The sequence below is a fragment of the Bacillus sp. L_1B0_5 genome, assembly GCF_000836715.1.
GTDB lineage: Bacteria > Bacillota > Bacilli > Bacillales > Bacillaceae_G > Bacillus_A > Bacillus_A thuringiensis_S.
In genome coordinates this window covers 1-14741 of the sequence record NZ_JXIS01000048.1, presented here as the reverse complement: position 1 = coordinate 14741, position 14741 = coordinate 1, and the positions used below count along the sequence as shown (strand labels likewise).

Below are 14741 nucleotides of genomic sequence, written 5' to 3'. Positions count from 1 at the left end.
TAATATGCACTGTACCTTTTTCCCGCGCTCTATTCTCTTGATTTAATTAGTTCAATATTATAAGTTTCGATATCTGTTAACTTTCCTGTAAAATAAGGATTTTCTCTATACCAAGACTGTTTTGCAAAATACGCTTGCATATCTTTCGTTTGAAAAATATGTCCATGCCTTGCATATATTTCATTTCTAGCAATTTTCAACTGTTCTTTCGATAAATAGGTTAAATCTGTGCTCGTTAATTTTCGAATATCACTATCAGGAAAGATGAAACCATTATATACATACCCAGTCGTAGGTGACGGGGTAACATTATAAACAACTGTTTTTTCTGCACTTTTCGTTTGGAATGGAAGATTATAAGACGAAAGTGCCGTTACCGTCTCTACTTTTGTCGTTTCCCGTCCATTTTCTCCATTTCGTTCTAAATAAATTTTCGCGCTTCCATCAGTCGCTACAGGCCCCCATGTAATTTCTTCTCCTGCGAGCGCTGTAACTGGTTTTTGATTTACGTACAATGTTGCACCAGGCGCGTTCGTTTGAACTGTAATATATTGACCTTGCAACGTTAAATCTATCGTTACGTTATTTTGGCTTTGTTTCATAAGTACAACCTTTTCCTCACGTGATAGTTTTACATAGTCATTTTTATATTCTGATTGAAACACTTGATTTCCCGGAAGAAATGGCCCATATTGCTTCTCAAACTTTTTGTCATCTGTCTTATCAATTTCTTTTCCGTTCATTTTTAACGATACGCCTTTTTCATTTGTAAGCAAAGTTGTATAGTACGTCTTCGCTTTCAATTTATACCGATCAAATATAAAGAAATACTTTCCGTCTTTCGTTAATGAAAAATCAGCCCTTTCTATTCCGTCCCGTTGTTTTTCACCTTGTCTCAAATATCCTTTTAATTCATTTACGTAAGATGGATTTTCTTTTATATATGAAAATAGAGGCGTTAAACTCTCTCTCGTTATCATAACCGATGGATCATCTGCCGTAACGATCTCAGCTAATTTCTCTCCGTCCCGCTCTTGTAAAATCGTAATCATCCGGTCTACTTGTGCCACCTGCGTATAATACGATGATCCGTACAAATACAATCCAATAATCGCTATAACAAATAGTGCTAACAGTGTAATGCCAACTTTTGTACCACCGCTCATGTTCTTCTTTACTGCAGGACTTCCCCTCTTCATCCCGCAGTTTTGACAAAATTGTACACCATCTTCAAACTGAACTCCGCACTTTGTACATACATTCATTCAGTCAACCACCTTTTCATTAGAAGCCAGTTATTCCCTGTGTTAAGGCTTGAATTATCGTGCTAATGTAAGACCAAAGTACAATGAACGTTGCAATTCCAATTAAAACATTTGCAATAATAAGTGTGTAAACGAGATCTAATCCGCCATTGTCTAGTTTTAATACGGCTACAGTTATACTAATCCCTATATAAGTTACAACTACCGATAATAATATCGGTAAGAAAAAGATTAATAAAAAACTAAAAAGAAAAGAAAGAACTAATATGACAATAGCCGGCGTCGCTATCGTTCCCCATATACCAAATACTTCAAGAAACGAAAAAGATGATTTCATCATCTTACCACTTACAAAAATAATAAATCCGACAAATAAAGTTAAAATTAATAAAAAGAAAAAGACCGTTATAGATTCTCCAAAAAACGTGGGAGTAGATATATCTGGTGCAAATGTTCTCGTAACTGCTGATGCTGCACTCATCATTCTATAAAAAATACATGCTCCTAAAAAACAAATAAGAACAAGACTTACAATTCCATTTCGTACTTCAATAGTGCCGCTTTTCATAATCGCTGTCGGTGCTTGTAATGCACGTTTAAAAAATTGAAAATAGCCGCTCGCAAACCGCTTCGCTTGTTCTACCGTTTCATTTGGACGCGTTTCCTTTTCTTGTGCCACACGCGCTTGTTCCTGCCCTTCTTCTTTGCCACTACTTGCCACTACTTCTTCCGTTAACGAATGTCCACAATTCCCGCAAAACTTTGCCTCTACTGCATGTTCTGTATGACATGACGGACATTTCATTCTCTAATCCCTCCTTAAGCATATACCTTATAGGGTGTTACAAATTCAATATATGACTTTGTACATAAAACATGACTACAAGAAAAAGATTATGAAATCCTTCTTCCGAAAGAAAATATATGTGCTAGCAATCTTGAAAAATAATGCTATTATGAAACAGAACAAATAACATTTTTAACAGATTGGATGAAAGATAATGGAATTGGTAAACTCAATTTTTCAAATACTCCTTACAAGCATAATCCAATTATTTTCCTTAATTGGCGTTATCATTGTAATTGGATTTTTATTAGGTTATTTAGAATCTCTCACACGAATGTATTGGTCGAGAGCCTTTGGGAGAAAGGGATTTCTTTTGACTGCGTGGGTTGGTGTTCCTATTCACGAACTTGGACATGCCATTATGTGCGTACTGTTCCGTCATAAAATTGTAGCGACTCAGTTCTTCCCAACAGATACAAGTCAAGGGGCTTTAGGTTACGTACAACATCAATACAATCAAAAAAGTGTGTATCAACGAATTGGGAATTTCTTCATCGGCATTGGGCCTATTATTTCTGGTATTACTGCATTAATCCTTTTAATGCGTTATTTCATACCAGAATCATATTTTTTATTTAATACAACCCTCGAAAAAACGATCGCTTCTACTTCTATTAATCTAGAAATGATCCAAAACATGCTCTTGTCGACGTTTGTATTATTGAAAAGCTTATTTACAATCGGTAATTTATTGAATCCTTCCTTTTGGTTATTTTTATTTATCGCCATTTGCATTTCCGCACATATCGCTTTAAGTAAACCAGATATTAAAGGATCAATAGACGGAGTTATCGTCATGTTTATCGTGTTATTTTTATTCAACATAATAGCAGGACTGTTTCAATACGACAGTAATCAGCTAATTGGACAGGTTATGAAATATAATATGTATCTCATTGCGTTTTCTAGTGTGGCACTGCTGTTCTCTTGTCTTTCTACACTCGTTAGTTTTGGGTTTTATAAAATAAAAAGAGGGCGTTCTTTTTGAACGCCCTCTTCTTATTAATTATTCCCCTTATAATCACAATGCTCAACCGGAACACGAGCATGCCCCTCTTCATCGGTACACCATGACTGTGATTGAAAGGCAAGAAAGATACCAATCCATTCTTCTTCCTTTTCAAAGTGAATAAGTATTCCTCCATCTTGCCATATGCCATTATCACCTTGCCATTTTTCTACATTCCCTTGATTCATGTGAATATCATGTATACCGTTTCCTGGTTTGAAATGAAAATAGGAATCTGGTGTGTTTTCTTCTGGTCCCCATCTTTCGCCAAACGCGTAAATAATTGCTTTTTCTTCCATCGCTCGCTTTATATAACGTTCTATTTTTTCGTTTAAATCATTATCTGCTCCTGCTTTTTCGGGAGGCAAAGGAATCATTTGTTTTGAGTCAAATAGATTGCCTCTTACATAATCTAAAGCTACTTTCGGTTCATTATTTTTTACTTCCGTAAAACCAAATGGTAATGTCGGTAAAATATGAATCGCCTCTGACCGAATATTGTTACTCGCAAAATATAAAACTTCTGACGGATAACTTTGCGACTTTACGTTAATAGCAATACGATAATCTACTCCAGTCTCGCCCTGTAAATGAACTTGATAATGAGGTGTCTTCCCTTTTCCAATCTTTGATTGTATAACTGTACCTTTTAACACACCGTAGTTTTTTAGGGGCATACATTTCATCTCCTATTCATCTAAAATCGGCAAGGATACCCCCTACTTCAATCGTGTGAAGGGCGATATCCCAACGATAAGTGGGGGAGGAATTGCCGGCAGATACGGTATGGTACGTTAAAAATCCTAAGATTCTGTACCATATCAAGTATCTGAAACTTCCACCTTGCCTCCTACTTTCTCTACTTAAGTTGTTTGCTTTCACTAAAAATCTGTTACAATTTAATTAGTGAAAGGCGGTGAAAATAATGCCTACAATTACTGCAAAAATACAAATCCATGTTTCCGATAATCAAGCTGAAAGTCTAAAGATAACAACGAACGCTTACCGCAAGGCTTGTAATTGGTTATCAAAACACATATTTGAAACAAAGAACCTTAATCAAGTAAATCTCAATAACTTATCTTATTCTGATTTGCGAAATCAATTTAGGTTAAAAAGTCAAATGGCTCAATCTGTGATGAAAACTGTAATTCCTCGTTACAAGTCGGCTAAATCAAATGGACATGAATGGTCTTTGATTGACTTCAAACTTGCAGAATATGATTTAGTCTGGAATCGAGATTATTCACTAACCAAAAACCAATTTAGTGTAAACACGCTTGAAGGTCGCCTAAAACTAAATTATGAGCGTAAGGCTATGAAGAAATACTTCAACAGCACTTGGAAATTTGGTACTGCTAAATTAGTGCATAAGTACAAAAAGTGGTTCTTACATATCCCGATGACAAAAGAGTACCAAACATTAGATTTCGCAGATGTAAACAACATCGTTGGTGTTGATTTAGGAATCAACTTCCTTGCAACCACTTATGATAGTCAGGGCAAAACAACCTTCTACAACGGAAATATTGTTAAACATAAGCGTGGTAAATTTAAAGCTACTCGTAAGCAATTACAAACACGACAAACACCATCTTCTCGTAAGAAAATAAAACAAATTGGCTCAAGAGAAAACCGTTATGTAACTGATGTAAACCATCAAATTACAAAGGCACTCGTTGAGGCATACCCTAGAGGTACTATGTTTGTTTTAGAAGACTTAACAGGGGTTCGTTCTGCGACAGAGAAAGTACGAGTGAAAAACCGCTATGTTTCTGTATCTTGGGCTTTCTATCAGTTCCGTCAAATGCTTGAGTATAAAGCTGAATTGAATGGACAAAAGGTAATTGTGGTAGACCCCAAATATACTTCCCAAACTTGCCCTAAGTGCGGAAACATTGAAAAAGCGAATCGTAATAAAAAGCTACACACTTTTAAGTGTAAAAATTGCCAATACCAATCAAATGATGACCGTATTGGTGCGATGAATCTACACCGTAAGGGAATTAAGCATATCAGTGTAGTTACCACAGGAGTATAGCTCTTGTGGTAGGGGCGAAGTCAACCGTCCTTATGCTCCACCATACTAAGGTAGGAGAGCATTGCTCGTTCGTACTACTGGGTAGGAATAAGCGTAGTTGCTCTCTATGAGGGTAGAAGCACTGTCGAACTCCGACAGACGCAAGCCCCCACTTCAAACGACCCGTAAGGGTGTTAAGTGGCGGGTTGTTGACTTAGTAGAAGCTTTTCATATTTAAAACATTATCCACTCATAAAAAAAATCCTCCTATGTTAGGAGGATTTTTAATTTCTCAACATATACCAAACAATAACTTCTACCATTACAAGCAAAACCGCACCAAAGATCATTATCGTCGTCTTCTTTAACAGTTCATTTTCACGGTAAGGGATATTACATAAGTAAGCACCTAGTGTAATCCGTGACGGGCAAGCGATTGTCGCTACTGATGATGCGGTGTTTTGCAGTGTTGTGACATATTGCCACGGGAGTGCTACGTTTTGTGCGGTTTGCATTTGTAGTTTTATAAACATTGCATTTGATCCTGCGTTACTACCTGTTAAAAATCCACCAATAGCGCCAATAAACGGAGCAACGAAAACGAAAAAGGTTCCAAATGTTTCACCAGCTGTCTTTGCGAGTAATGAATGCATGCCTGATGCACCCATTAGTTCTGAAATGGCGATAAACATTGTCGTCGTAATCGCAAAAGGAATCCATTGTTTGATCGTTTGCGAGAGTGATTGTTTAATAATATTAGACGGGATGCGGAAGAAAATAATAGTAAATAAGCAAGTCATACCGAGCCAAAATCCTGGTGAATATAGTAACTCTAGTTTGTAAGAGTATGATTTCAAATCAAGAACCGCATATGATCTGAACAAATCATGTAATGCTGGAACGAGGCGAGAAAGTAAAATACAAACTGTTAGAAATATATAAGGGCTAATAATTTTTATAATGGATACTTCTCTCTCCGTTGCAGCCGCATGTTCTGTTATAAGATTTTGCCCACTTTTTCCTTTTAATTTAATGATAAGAAAGCCAAATGTAATCGTAACGATAGAACTTAATATCCCGGCTAGTTCCACGCTTACGTATGCGTTAGAAAGATAGATTCCGAGAGAAAATAATAGAAAGAATCCTACTCCTTCTTTCCACTTTTCTATAACCGCTTGCCAGCCGCCAACAACGTGTAAAGAAAGAATAATAAAGTAAGCAAACATCGGAATACTTAATAGCGCTGTATTTATACCAAGTGTTGTAAGGGGCATATTTATTAGCTGCGAACCGATAATTGTACCAGTTGCCATTGCGCCCCATGAACTAGCTAGTAAGCCGATAAATGAGAGCAGTACAGCTTGAAATGGTTTATATCCTAGTGAAATAAAAATAGGTGCTGCAACCATGAAGCCGATACCGAATCCACTTACTGATTCAATAAGCGGGCAAATGCCAAAACACATAAGCAGCATTTGTAATAAGCGATCCTGAGTAACTTTTTCTAGAAAACGTGCTACTTGATTGATGTACCCCATTTTGTTCATGAGGTGAAATAAAAAAATACCGAAAAATAAAACGTACCCGACAATAAAACAAATTAACCACCCTTTAATCGTTGCGTGCACAGTTTCACTTATCCCTAATCGAAACGTTGGCGAGAGTAAAACGATTCCAACAGACACAGCATAAGAAATTAACGAAGACCTTAATGACGTTTGTTTAAATAAAAATAAACAAATGAAAATCATTATAATTGGGATAAGTGCCAACAATATGACCATGTTATCATCTCATTTCGTTATAAAATACAATTTTTAACTATTATATAACAGATGTCATAATTTTCAATTGTTTTTACAACAGATTTAAAAAAGGAGCCGTTTAGCTCCTTTTTTAAATCACTCCCATTTTCTATTATCCTGAAAAACTGTCTGCTGTCCGACTATTTTATCTAACACAACAAACACAATATAAGCACATATTACTTGCAATACAATATTTCCAAATTTCATTAATTCAAATGAATGAATCCACCTGAATAATTCGTTTAATAATACAATCGAAACGATACTAAATAATTCTACACTAATCGAAAATATACATATTTCTAAAATAGACTGTTCTTGAATGCGATTTAAATTTGAAAAGATGAATACATATCCTAAAAATAGAGCCATCAACTCTATTTTCGTCATGCTAATGAGCCAAGCGTATAGTGGTACAGTTAAAAGAAGATATAGTAATTTCCGTCTTAGCATGCCTTCTCACCCTCTGAATTATATGTATTTTCTGTATATTTTAACATTTATTACGCAAAACAAAAAGAAGAGACTACGCCTCTTCTTTTTGTTTTGTTGCATATATTAATTCACATATTTCTTCTCGCTTTTCATTTTCTAAAAGCTCAATGATCTTACTTCCAACGACAACTCCGTCGCATATTGTAACCATTTCTTCTACATGTTCTTTTGTTGAAATGCCAAATCCAGCGACTACTGGTAAGTTGACGTGTGATTTTACTTTTTCTAAGTAACTATGAATCTCCTCTTTAAAGTTTTGACGTACTCCCGTTACGCCCGCTACTGTAACAGCATAAACGAACCCTTCTGATTCACTCGTAATTTTTTCAATTCTTTCAATAGGGCTCGTTACGGTAACGAGTGGAATGAGCGCAATGTTTGCCTCTCGAAGTAACGGAGCAATAATATTTTGTTCTTCATACGGTAAGTCTGGTACGATGATGCCGTCTACACCTGCTTCCATACAGTTCTCGATGAATCGCTCTTTTCCGAATGCAAGTACCGGATTTAAATATGTCATAAGAACAAATGGCATTTGTACTTCTTTCCTTACTTCCGCTAAAGCTTGAAAAATGCCTTTTAATGTTACACCGCTATCTAACGCTCGCTTTCCTGCTCTTTGAATCGTTGGACCATCTGCGACTGGATCTGAAAACGGAATACCAATTTCAACGATGCTTGCCCCAGCCTCATCTAGAAAACGAATTCTTTCTTTTAATTTCTCAAGTCCACCATCTCCGCCCATTACGTACGGAATAAATGCTTTCTTGCCATTTTCAAACGCTGCTTTAATTTTTTCTACTCCCATTTTTTACACCTCTTCCATATAACGTTTTATACTCTCTACATCTTTATCGCCGCGGCCAGATAAACAAATAACAAGTCCTTCATCTTCCTTCATTTGCGGAGCTAATTTTAATGCGTATGCGACAGCATGTGAACTTTCTAGGGCCGGGATAATGCCTTCTTTTTTCGTTAATAATTGAAATGCTTCTAATGCTTCTTCGTCTGTTATCGAATGATAAGAAACGCGGCCAATATCTTTTAGCAAGCTATGTTCTGGACCAACACCTGGATAATCGAGTCCTGCTGAAATAGAGTGTGCTTCTTGAATTTGCCCTTCTTCATTTTGCAGAAGATACATCATTGATCCGTGTAAAACACCGACGCTTCCTTTCGTTAAAGTGGCTGCATGCTTTTCTGTATGAACGCCTTTTCCAGCTGCCTCTACGCCGTAAAGAGCAACTTCTTCATCATGTACGAACGGATAAAACATACCCATCGCGTTACTCCCACCACCAATGCAAGCAACGACTGCTTCTGGTAATTTCCCTTCTAATTCTTCATATTGTTTTTTCGTCTCATTCCCAATTACACTTTGGAAATCACGGACAATTTGCGGGAATGGATGTGGTCCGAGAACAGATCCCATAATGTAATGCGTATCATGCACATGTGAAACCCAGTAACGAAGCGCCTCGTTTACCGCATCTTTTAATGTACCGCTACCTGCCGCTACACTTTCTACTTTCGCTCCGAGTAATTCCATTCGGAACACATTTAATTTTTGACGTCTTACATCTTCTTCTCCCATAAAAATGACGCATTCTAACCCGAGAAGAGCACATACAGTAGCTGTTGCAACTCCGTGTTGTCCAGCTCCTGTTTCAGCGACAACTTTTTTCTTACCCATTCGCACCGCAAGAAGTGCCTGACCAATTGTATTGTTAATTTTATGAGCTCCTGTATGATTCAAATCTTCACGTTTTAAATAAATCTTTGCACCTCCGCAATACTTCGTCATATTTTCAGCGAAATAAAGCGGTGTTTCTCTTCCGACGTACGTTTTTAAATAATGATTTAATTCCTTTTGAAACGCTTCATCTTGCATCGCTTCTTTATATGCTTCTTCTAGTTCTAGTACAGATTGCATTAACGTTTCTGGAACGTATCTTCCTCCGTATATACCATAATGTCCTTTTTCATCTGGATATGCGTAGTTCATTTGGAACACTCCTTCGCTTTTATAATAAATTGTTTTATTTTCTCTACATCTTTCTTTCCTTCTATCTCTACTCCGCTGCTCACATCAACCATATAAGGCCGAACAGTTCGAATTGCTTCTTCTATATTAAGAACATTTAATCCACCAGCTAATATCGTTTTCTCTCGCGACTCTTTTGGCATATGCCCAAGTAGTTCCCATGAAAATGTCTTTCCATTTCCTCCATGAAACTTTTCTTTCGGGCTATCAAATAATATATAATCCGCTTCATACCCTTGGGCGTTTTTCATATCACTCTCTGAAGTTACTCCTAGCGATTTTATAGACGGAATATTCAATCTTCTAATTTGATGATTGTCTTCATCCCCATGTAGTTGTACATGTGTTAACCCACACTCATCTGCAATTTTCTGGATCACTTCTACTGATTCATTTACGAAAACACCGATTTTTAACACGTTGGCTGGAAGCTCCTGAATAATTTCTTTCGCTCTCTTTGGAGTGATTTTCCGTTTACTTTCTGCAAAAACAAATCCGAGTGCATCTGCGCCATATTCGCACGCACTTTTCGCTGTTTCCACATCAGTGATGCCGCAAATTTTCACTTTCATATATTCACCTTACAATCTTCAAAAAAACTACTAATAGAAGATGATGTCATAAGCGCCTCTCCAACTAATACACCTTTGGCTCCAGCTCTTTTAACACGAATAATATCTTCTTTTGAATGAATGCCACTTTCACTAATCCAAAGTAGTTTCTCCTCATTCAATCTTTTTCCAAGCTTTTCAGTTTGGCTTAAATCTACTTCGAACGTTTTTAAATTACGATTATTAATGCCAATAACGTGCGGATTTAATACAATCGCAGTTTCTAATTCCTGTTCATCATGAACTTCAACAATCGCTTCTAATCCTTTTTCTAACACGTAGCTATACAACTCTTTTAACTTCTCTTTCGTTAACGCTGCTACGATTAGTAAAATAATATCTGCTCCCGCTTCATACGCTCTATCGATTTGAATCTTATCGATTATGAAATCTTTACATAAAAGCGGAATGTTACTTTCTTCTCTTGCTGTTTGTAAATCGTGAAACGATCCTTTAAAAAATTGACCATCTGTTAAAACAGATACTGCTCCTGCCCCGCAGTCTTCGTATATTCCCACTTGTTTTCGTACGTCAACGTGTAAATTGATATCTCCTTTTGATGGTGATGCTCGCTTTACTTCTGCAATGACAGTAAACTGCTGTAACGCTTCTACAAGTGAATGTGTCTTTCTTTTTGCTTTTACGGGTGTATATATTTCATATAACTCCGCAACTTCCTTTTTCTTCTGTTCTACAATTTTATCTAAAATCGTTCCCACTTTAGTTCACCCTTTCTAATTTTTCGTTGCTTGCTGCAATTAATAAGTTTAATTTGGTTAATGCTTTTCCAGAGTCAATGCTATGTGCCGCTAGTTTAATTCCTTCCTCAATCGTTTCTGTTTTTCCATTGGCGAAAAGGGCTAGACCTGCATTTAATAAAACTGTATCGCGATAAACACTCTTTTCTCCGCTCAATACGCCGACTGTAATCTTTGCATTTTCTTTTGAATTCCCCCCTCTAATTTCTTCATTTTTCACTCTTGAAAAACCATACTTTTCTGGATCAATACTCATTTCTACTATTTCATTATCTTTTAAAAGGACTACGTGATTTTCCCCTTGTAATGATGCTTCATCTAAAAATCCACTTCCGTTTACGACAAGCGCTTGTTTTCTTCCCAGCTTCTGTAATACTTGCGCAACTGGTAGTAACATATCTCGTTTATAAATGCCGACAAATTGTGTTTCTAAATTTACCGGATTTGTTAAAGGACCAATTAAGTTAAAAATCGTCGGCACATTCAATTCTTTTCTTATTTTCATAATGCGTCTTAATGCTGGGTGCATCGCTGGTGCGAATAAAAATGCGATGCCGACATGCTCTAATAAATAATCAATTTCGTTTGGGGTACTGCTAATATTTACACCGAGTTCTTCTAATAAATCTGCACTTCCTGTTTTACTAGAAACAGCTCGATTACCATGTTTTGCAACCTTTACGCCAGCTCCTGCTAGTACGAATGCCGATGTTGTACTTACATTGAACGTTTGGGCACCGTCACCACCCGTCCCGCAATTGTCCATTGCTCCTTGTATATGGTTCGAAAACGGCAATGCCTTTTCGCGAAGAGCCCGAACGAGACCGTATATTTCTTCTGCAGTTTCACCTTTCGCTTTCAGTAAGACTAAGAAAGCTGCAATTTCACTTTCTAATATGTTTTCACTTAGTAAAAGTAGTCCTGCTTCATACATCTCTTCTTCTGTTAAATGTTGTCCCTCCACTAATTTACGAAGATAGGTATTCATACTCTTTCCTCCTCTTTTACTTCTGTTAAAAAGGCACGTATTAACTTTCCGCCTTCTTCTGTTGCGATTGATTCCGGATGAAACTGTAATCCGAAGAGCGGATAATAATTGTGACGGACTGCCATTATTTCTCCATCTTCCATCGCTGTCGCTAGTATGTCAAAACACTCTGGCAAGCTCGTTTGCTCTGCAACAAGGGAATGATAGCGCATTGCCGTTAGCGGCTGTGTAACGTATGAAAAGATTGACGTTCCGTTATGTTTCACACGCGATGTTTTTCCGTGTTTAATACGTTCTGCTCTAACAATGTCTCCTCCAAATGCAGCTATAATCGCTTGGTGGCCAAGACAAATCCCTAATATGGGAACGTTCTTATAAAAATGACGGATGACGTCGATACAAATGCCAGCATTCTCTGGTTTTCCTGGTCCTGGTGAAAGTACAATTCCTATCGGATTCATCTCTTCTAACTGTTCTATCGTTATTTCATCATTTCTTACAACTACAATTTCTTCTTCATGTTCGCCTAACAGTTGGTACAAGTTATATGTGAACGAATCGTAATTATCGATAAGTACAATCATTTCATAACCTCCAAAAGCGCTCTCGCTTTATTTAATGTTTCTTCATATTCAGCTACTGGATCTGAATCGTAAACGACTCCTGCTCCGGCCTGAACGTATGCTTTTTCATCCTTTACGACCATCGTTCGAATGGCGAGCGCCATATCAAGATCCCCTGAAAAACTGACGTATCCAACTGCTCCGGCGTATACATTTCTTTTTTCATTCTCTAGCTCATTTATAATTTCCATCGCTCTAATTTTCGGAGCCCCAGAAACCGTCCCTGCTGGTAAGCAATACGCTAACGCATCAAATCCGCTCATTTGTTTTCGTAATGTTCCGTAAACTTCAGATACAATGTGCATAACGTGAGAGTATTTTTCTACTTTCATATATTTATCTATCGTAACCGAGCCGATTTCGCTCACTCTACCAATATCGTTTCGCCCAAGATCTACAAGCATCATATGCTCTGCTCGCTCTTTCTCATTGCCTAACAGTTCTTTTTCGATTTCCTCATCTTCCCTCTTCGTTTTCCCCCTCGGCCTTGTACCAGCAATTGGATTCGTCATCACTTTATTCTCCCTTACTGATAGCAAACTTTCCGGCGAAGAACCGAGTACAACATAATCTTGAAAATCGATATAGAACATATATGGTGATGGATTTGCAATTCGAAGTTTTCGGTATAACACGAATGGATCACCAATACATTCACTTTGCAAACGCTGTGACAGTACGACTTGGAATATGTCTCCGGCTCTTATATGTTCTTTCGCCGTTTCTACCATCTCACAAAACTCTTTTTCCGTTATAGAAGAAGTGAATGATAATGTGGATTGTATTTCATTTACTTCAGCTTCTTCTCCTTGTAGCACTTCCTCTTTGTATACTCGCAGCCTTTCGTATACTTCCTCATAATCTGCTGACTCATCTTCCCTGCATACATATACAAACGACAACTTTTGGCGTAAATGATCGTAAACGATAAACTCACGATATAGTAAAAGGTGTACTTCCGGAATATTTAATGGGTCGTGTAAATCCGCTCCAATGTTTTCATACTGCCGAATGACATCATATCCAATATAACCAACTGCTCCTCCGCAAAATGGAAATGGGCTGTCTACTTGTGATGGTGCGATTATTTCTTCTAACACTTGTAGTACGTTACCTTGTAAATTTTCTGTTTGCCCGAAAATCGTTCGTTCTACTTCCGTACCAACGCTTTTTACTTCTCCATAAGGATTACATCCTAAGCAAGAATAACGCCCTTTATCTTGATGAAGCTGTGAACTTTCTAATAAAAATTTCTTCTTTCCTTTCATACGTCTATATAAAGAAATTGGCGTAATGCTATCTCCTTCTTCTTCAGTGATTACTAAAAATGTCTTTCTCTCTCTTTTTTGTTTTATAAATTCTTCTTTCGTCATCATGTCCTTCACCTCACTCTGAAAAATAAAAAAGTCCCCTACATATCAAAAATATGTAGAGGACGATAAATATACCGCGGTACCACCTCGTGTTGGATGCAAAAGCATCCCGCTTTGTTCAGGTACAAATTTTATACCTTATCCTTGTAACGGCGGAACCCGGGTTGCCTACTGAAAATAATTGTTCAGCATACCTCTCGTAAGCCCATTCCGTATATGGCACCGTACCGGGCTCCCACCTATTCCCGGCTCTCTGTAACGTCTCCAATATACGTACTCTTCTTACTTAAACGATTTCATTTATTTAATTTTTTATACACAAAAAGGGAGTACTCATCCTATAGAAAGGACGGGTACTCCCGTGGTGCCACCTTAATTCGTTACAAATGTAACGCACTTTACCGTATCAAAAACAATACGTGTCTCTTGTATCGATGAGATCATGTCGCCAAAGCCTACTTCTTTCGTTTCGGTTTGGAAGCTCCGAAGCCCATTCCACATCAATTCCATACTGATTCGCACCAACCATCAGCTCTCTGACATGTTCATCATGTGTACTCTTCTTCATCAACGCTTGCATTTTTTTAAGTTGCACTCATTATAGACCTGACTTTTTTCACAAGTCAATACTTTTTTAAAAATTTTATTTTTCTTTCCTTTCAATATTATATTGACAAAACAACCTCTTTTTATGTAAATATAATAAATACTCTATTAAAAATAAGGTTTTTTGTATGAATATTATATATTAAAAAAGTAAAATGACATCAAAAAACGCTTACATTTCTGAAAATTCGTATTTCTATATGGATTTTTCAGAATAATCATGATAGATTATAAAGTGAAACTTTAATCAGTGGGGGGGGGGGTTCATCCCCACTGATTATTAGTTGAACCAAT

General features: G+C 37.1%; 14 protein-coding genes and 2 other annotated features. Of the genes, 2 read left to right on the top strand and 12 right to left on the bottom strand.

Features of this window, described 5'->3' with window-relative positions:
* Nucleotides 1-29: 29 nt before the first annotated feature.
* Complete coding sequence (locus RT27_RS16740) at nt 30-1265, bottom strand: YARHG domain-containing protein (protein WP_043936717.1); 1236 nt, start codon at nt 1263-1265, stop codon at nt 30-32.
* Between the two features lie 19 nt (nt 1266-1284).
* Nucleotides 1285-2070 (bottom strand): zinc ribbon domain-containing protein, encoded by a 786-nt coding sequence (locus RT27_RS16735; protein WP_043936714.1) that lies wholly within the window; start codon nt 2068-2070, stop codon nt 1285-1287.
* 196 nt (nt 2071-2266) lie between these two features.
* On the opposite strand from RT27_RS16735, the gene RT27_RS16730 reads away from it, so the two are divergent.
* Nucleotides 2267-3100: a hypothetical protein gene (locus tag RT27_RS16730; protein ID WP_043936712.1), complete on the top strand. Its 834-nt coding sequence runs from the start codon at nt 2267-2269 to the stop codon at nt 3098-3100.
* A 14-nt stretch (nt 3101-3114) separates the two neighbouring features.
* Here the strand turns inward: RT27_RS16730 and RT27_RS16725 are convergent, their stop codons facing one another.
* On the bottom strand, nt 3115-3798 hold the full coding sequence (locus RT27_RS16725) for a YukJ family protein (RefSeq protein ID WP_043936710.1): 684 nt from the start codon (nt 3796-3798) through the stop codon (nt 3115-3117).
* A gap of 248 nt (nt 3799-4046) precedes the next feature.
* On the opposite strand from RT27_RS16725, the gene RT27_RS16720 reads away from it, so the two are divergent.
* Nucleotides 4047-5162, top strand: a complete 1116-nt coding sequence (locus RT27_RS16720) for an RNA-guided endonuclease TnpB family protein (protein WP_043936708.1) — start codon at nt 4047-4049, stop codon at nt 5160-5162.
* Between the two features lie 263 nt (nt 5163-5425).
* Here the strand turns inward: RT27_RS16720 and RT27_RS16715 are convergent, their stop codons facing one another.
* The 9 genes from RT27_RS16715 to trpE form a co-directional block, all read right to left on the bottom strand.
* Nucleotides 5426-6925, bottom strand: a complete 1500-nt coding sequence (locus RT27_RS16715) for an L-lactate permease (RefSeq protein ID WP_043936707.1) — start codon at nt 6923-6925, stop codon at nt 5426-5428.
* A 117-nt stretch (nt 6926-7042) separates the two neighbouring features.
* The gene (locus RT27_RS16710; protein WP_043936706.1) at nt 7043-7402 is read right to left on the bottom strand and encodes a DUF4029 domain-containing protein; all 360 of its coding nucleotides are present in this window, start codon (nt 7400-7402) and stop codon (nt 7043-7045) included.
* Between the two features lie 73 nt (nt 7403-7475).
* Entirely contained in the window at nt 7476-8252 is a 777-nt protein-coding gene (gene trpA / locus RT27_RS16705; protein ID WP_016082429.1) for a tryptophan synthase subunit alpha, read from the bottom strand.
* A gap of 3 nt (nt 8253-8255) precedes the next feature.
* Nucleotides 8256-9449 carry a tryptophan synthase subunit beta gene (trpB, locus tag RT27_RS16700; protein WP_016082430.1) on the bottom strand — a complete coding sequence of 398 codons (1194 nt, stop codon included), beginning with the start codon at nt 9447-9449 and terminating at the stop codon, nt 8256-8258.
* A complete protein-coding gene (locus tag RT27_RS16695; RefSeq protein ID WP_043936705.1) occupies nt 9446-10060 on the bottom strand; it encodes a phosphoribosylanthranilate isomerase in 615 nt (204 codons plus the stop codon). Before RT27_RS16695 ends, trpB begins: the two co-directional genes overlap by 4 nt.
* Nucleotides 10057-10818, bottom strand: a complete 762-nt coding sequence (gene trpC / locus RT27_RS16690) for an indole-3-glycerol phosphate synthase TrpC (RefSeq protein ID WP_043936703.1) — start codon at nt 10816-10818, stop codon at nt 10057-10059. The genes RT27_RS16695 and trpC overlap by 4 nt, the downstream gene beginning before the upstream one ends.
* 1 nt (nt 10819) lies before the next feature.
* Nucleotides 10820-11845 carry an anthranilate phosphoribosyltransferase gene (trpD, locus tag RT27_RS16685; RefSeq protein ID WP_043936701.1) on the bottom strand — a complete coding sequence of 342 codons (1026 nt, stop codon included), beginning with the start codon at nt 11843-11845 and terminating at the stop codon, nt 10820-10822.
* Nucleotides 11842-12429: an aminodeoxychorismate/anthranilate synthase component II gene (locus RT27_RS16680; protein WP_043936700.1), complete on the bottom strand. Its 588-nt coding sequence runs from the start codon at nt 12427-12429 to the stop codon at nt 11842-11844. The genes trpD and RT27_RS16680 overlap by 4 nt, the downstream gene beginning before the upstream one ends.
* Entirely contained in the window at nt 12426-13844 is a 1419-nt protein-coding gene (trpE, locus tag RT27_RS16675) for an anthranilate synthase component I (RefSeq protein WP_043936699.1), read from the bottom strand. The genes RT27_RS16680 and trpE overlap by 4 nt, the downstream gene beginning before the upstream one ends.
* A 52-nt stretch (nt 13845-13896) precedes the next feature.
* Nucleotides 13897-14141 (bottom strand) — a binding site (T-box leader).
* A gap of 42 nt (nt 14142-14183) precedes the next feature.
* Nucleotides 14184-14421: a binding site (T-box leader), on the bottom strand.
* Nucleotides 14422-14741: the final 320 nt, after the last annotated feature.

What these genes read in the sequence shown, in the direction of transcription:
- RT27_RS16735 (WP_043936714.1), bottom strand. Translation starts at nt 2,070, where the DNA reads ATGAAATGTCCGTCATGTCATACAGAACATGCAGTAGAGGCAAAGTTT.
- RT27_RS16725 (WP_043936710.1), bottom strand. Translation starts at nt 3,798, where the DNA reads ATGCCCCTAAAAAACTACGGTGTGTTAAAAGGTACAGTTATACAATCA.
- RT27_RS16720 (WP_043936708.1), top strand. Translation starts at nt 4,047, where the DNA reads ATGCCTACAATTACTGCAAAAATACAAATCCATGTTTCCGATAATCAA.
- trpE (WP_043936699.1), bottom strand. Translation starts at nt 13,844, where the DNA reads ATGATGACGAAAGAAGAATTTATAAAACAAAAAAGAGAGAGAAAGACA.
- RT27_RS16695 (WP_043936705.1), bottom strand. Translation starts at nt 10,060, where the DNA reads ATGAAAGTGAAAATTTGCGGCATCACTGATGTGGAAACAGCGAAAAGT.
- RT27_RS16710 (WP_043936706.1), bottom strand. Translation starts at nt 7,402, where the DNA reads ATGCTAAGACGGAAATTACTATATCTTCTTTTAACTGTACCACTATAC.
- RT27_RS16680 (WP_043936700.1), bottom strand. Translation starts at nt 12,429, where the DNA reads ATGATTGTACTTATCGATAATTACGATTCGTTCACATATAACTTGTAC.
- trpD (WP_043936701.1), bottom strand. Translation starts at nt 11,845, where the DNA reads ATGAATACCTATCTTCGTAAATTAGTGGAGGGACAACATTTAACAGAA.
- RT27_RS16740 (WP_043936717.1), bottom strand. Translation starts at nt 1,265, where the DNA reads ATGAATGTATGTACAAAGTGCGGAGTTCAGTTTGAAGATGGTGTACAA.
- trpB (WP_016082430.1), bottom strand. Translation starts at nt 9,449, where the DNA reads ATGAACTACGCATATCCAGATGAAAAAGGACATTATGGTATATACGGA.
- RT27_RS16730 (WP_043936712.1), top strand. Translation starts at nt 2,267, where the DNA reads ATGGAATTGGTAAACTCAATTTTTCAAATACTCCTTACAAGCATAATC.
- trpA (WP_016082429.1), bottom strand. Translation starts at nt 8,252, where the DNA reads ATGGGAGTAGAAAAAATTAAAGCAGCGTTTGAAAATGGCAAGAAAGCA.
- RT27_RS16715 (WP_043936707.1), bottom strand. Translation starts at nt 6,925, where the DNA reads ATGGTCATATTGTTGGCACTTATCCCAATTATAATGATTTTCATTTGT.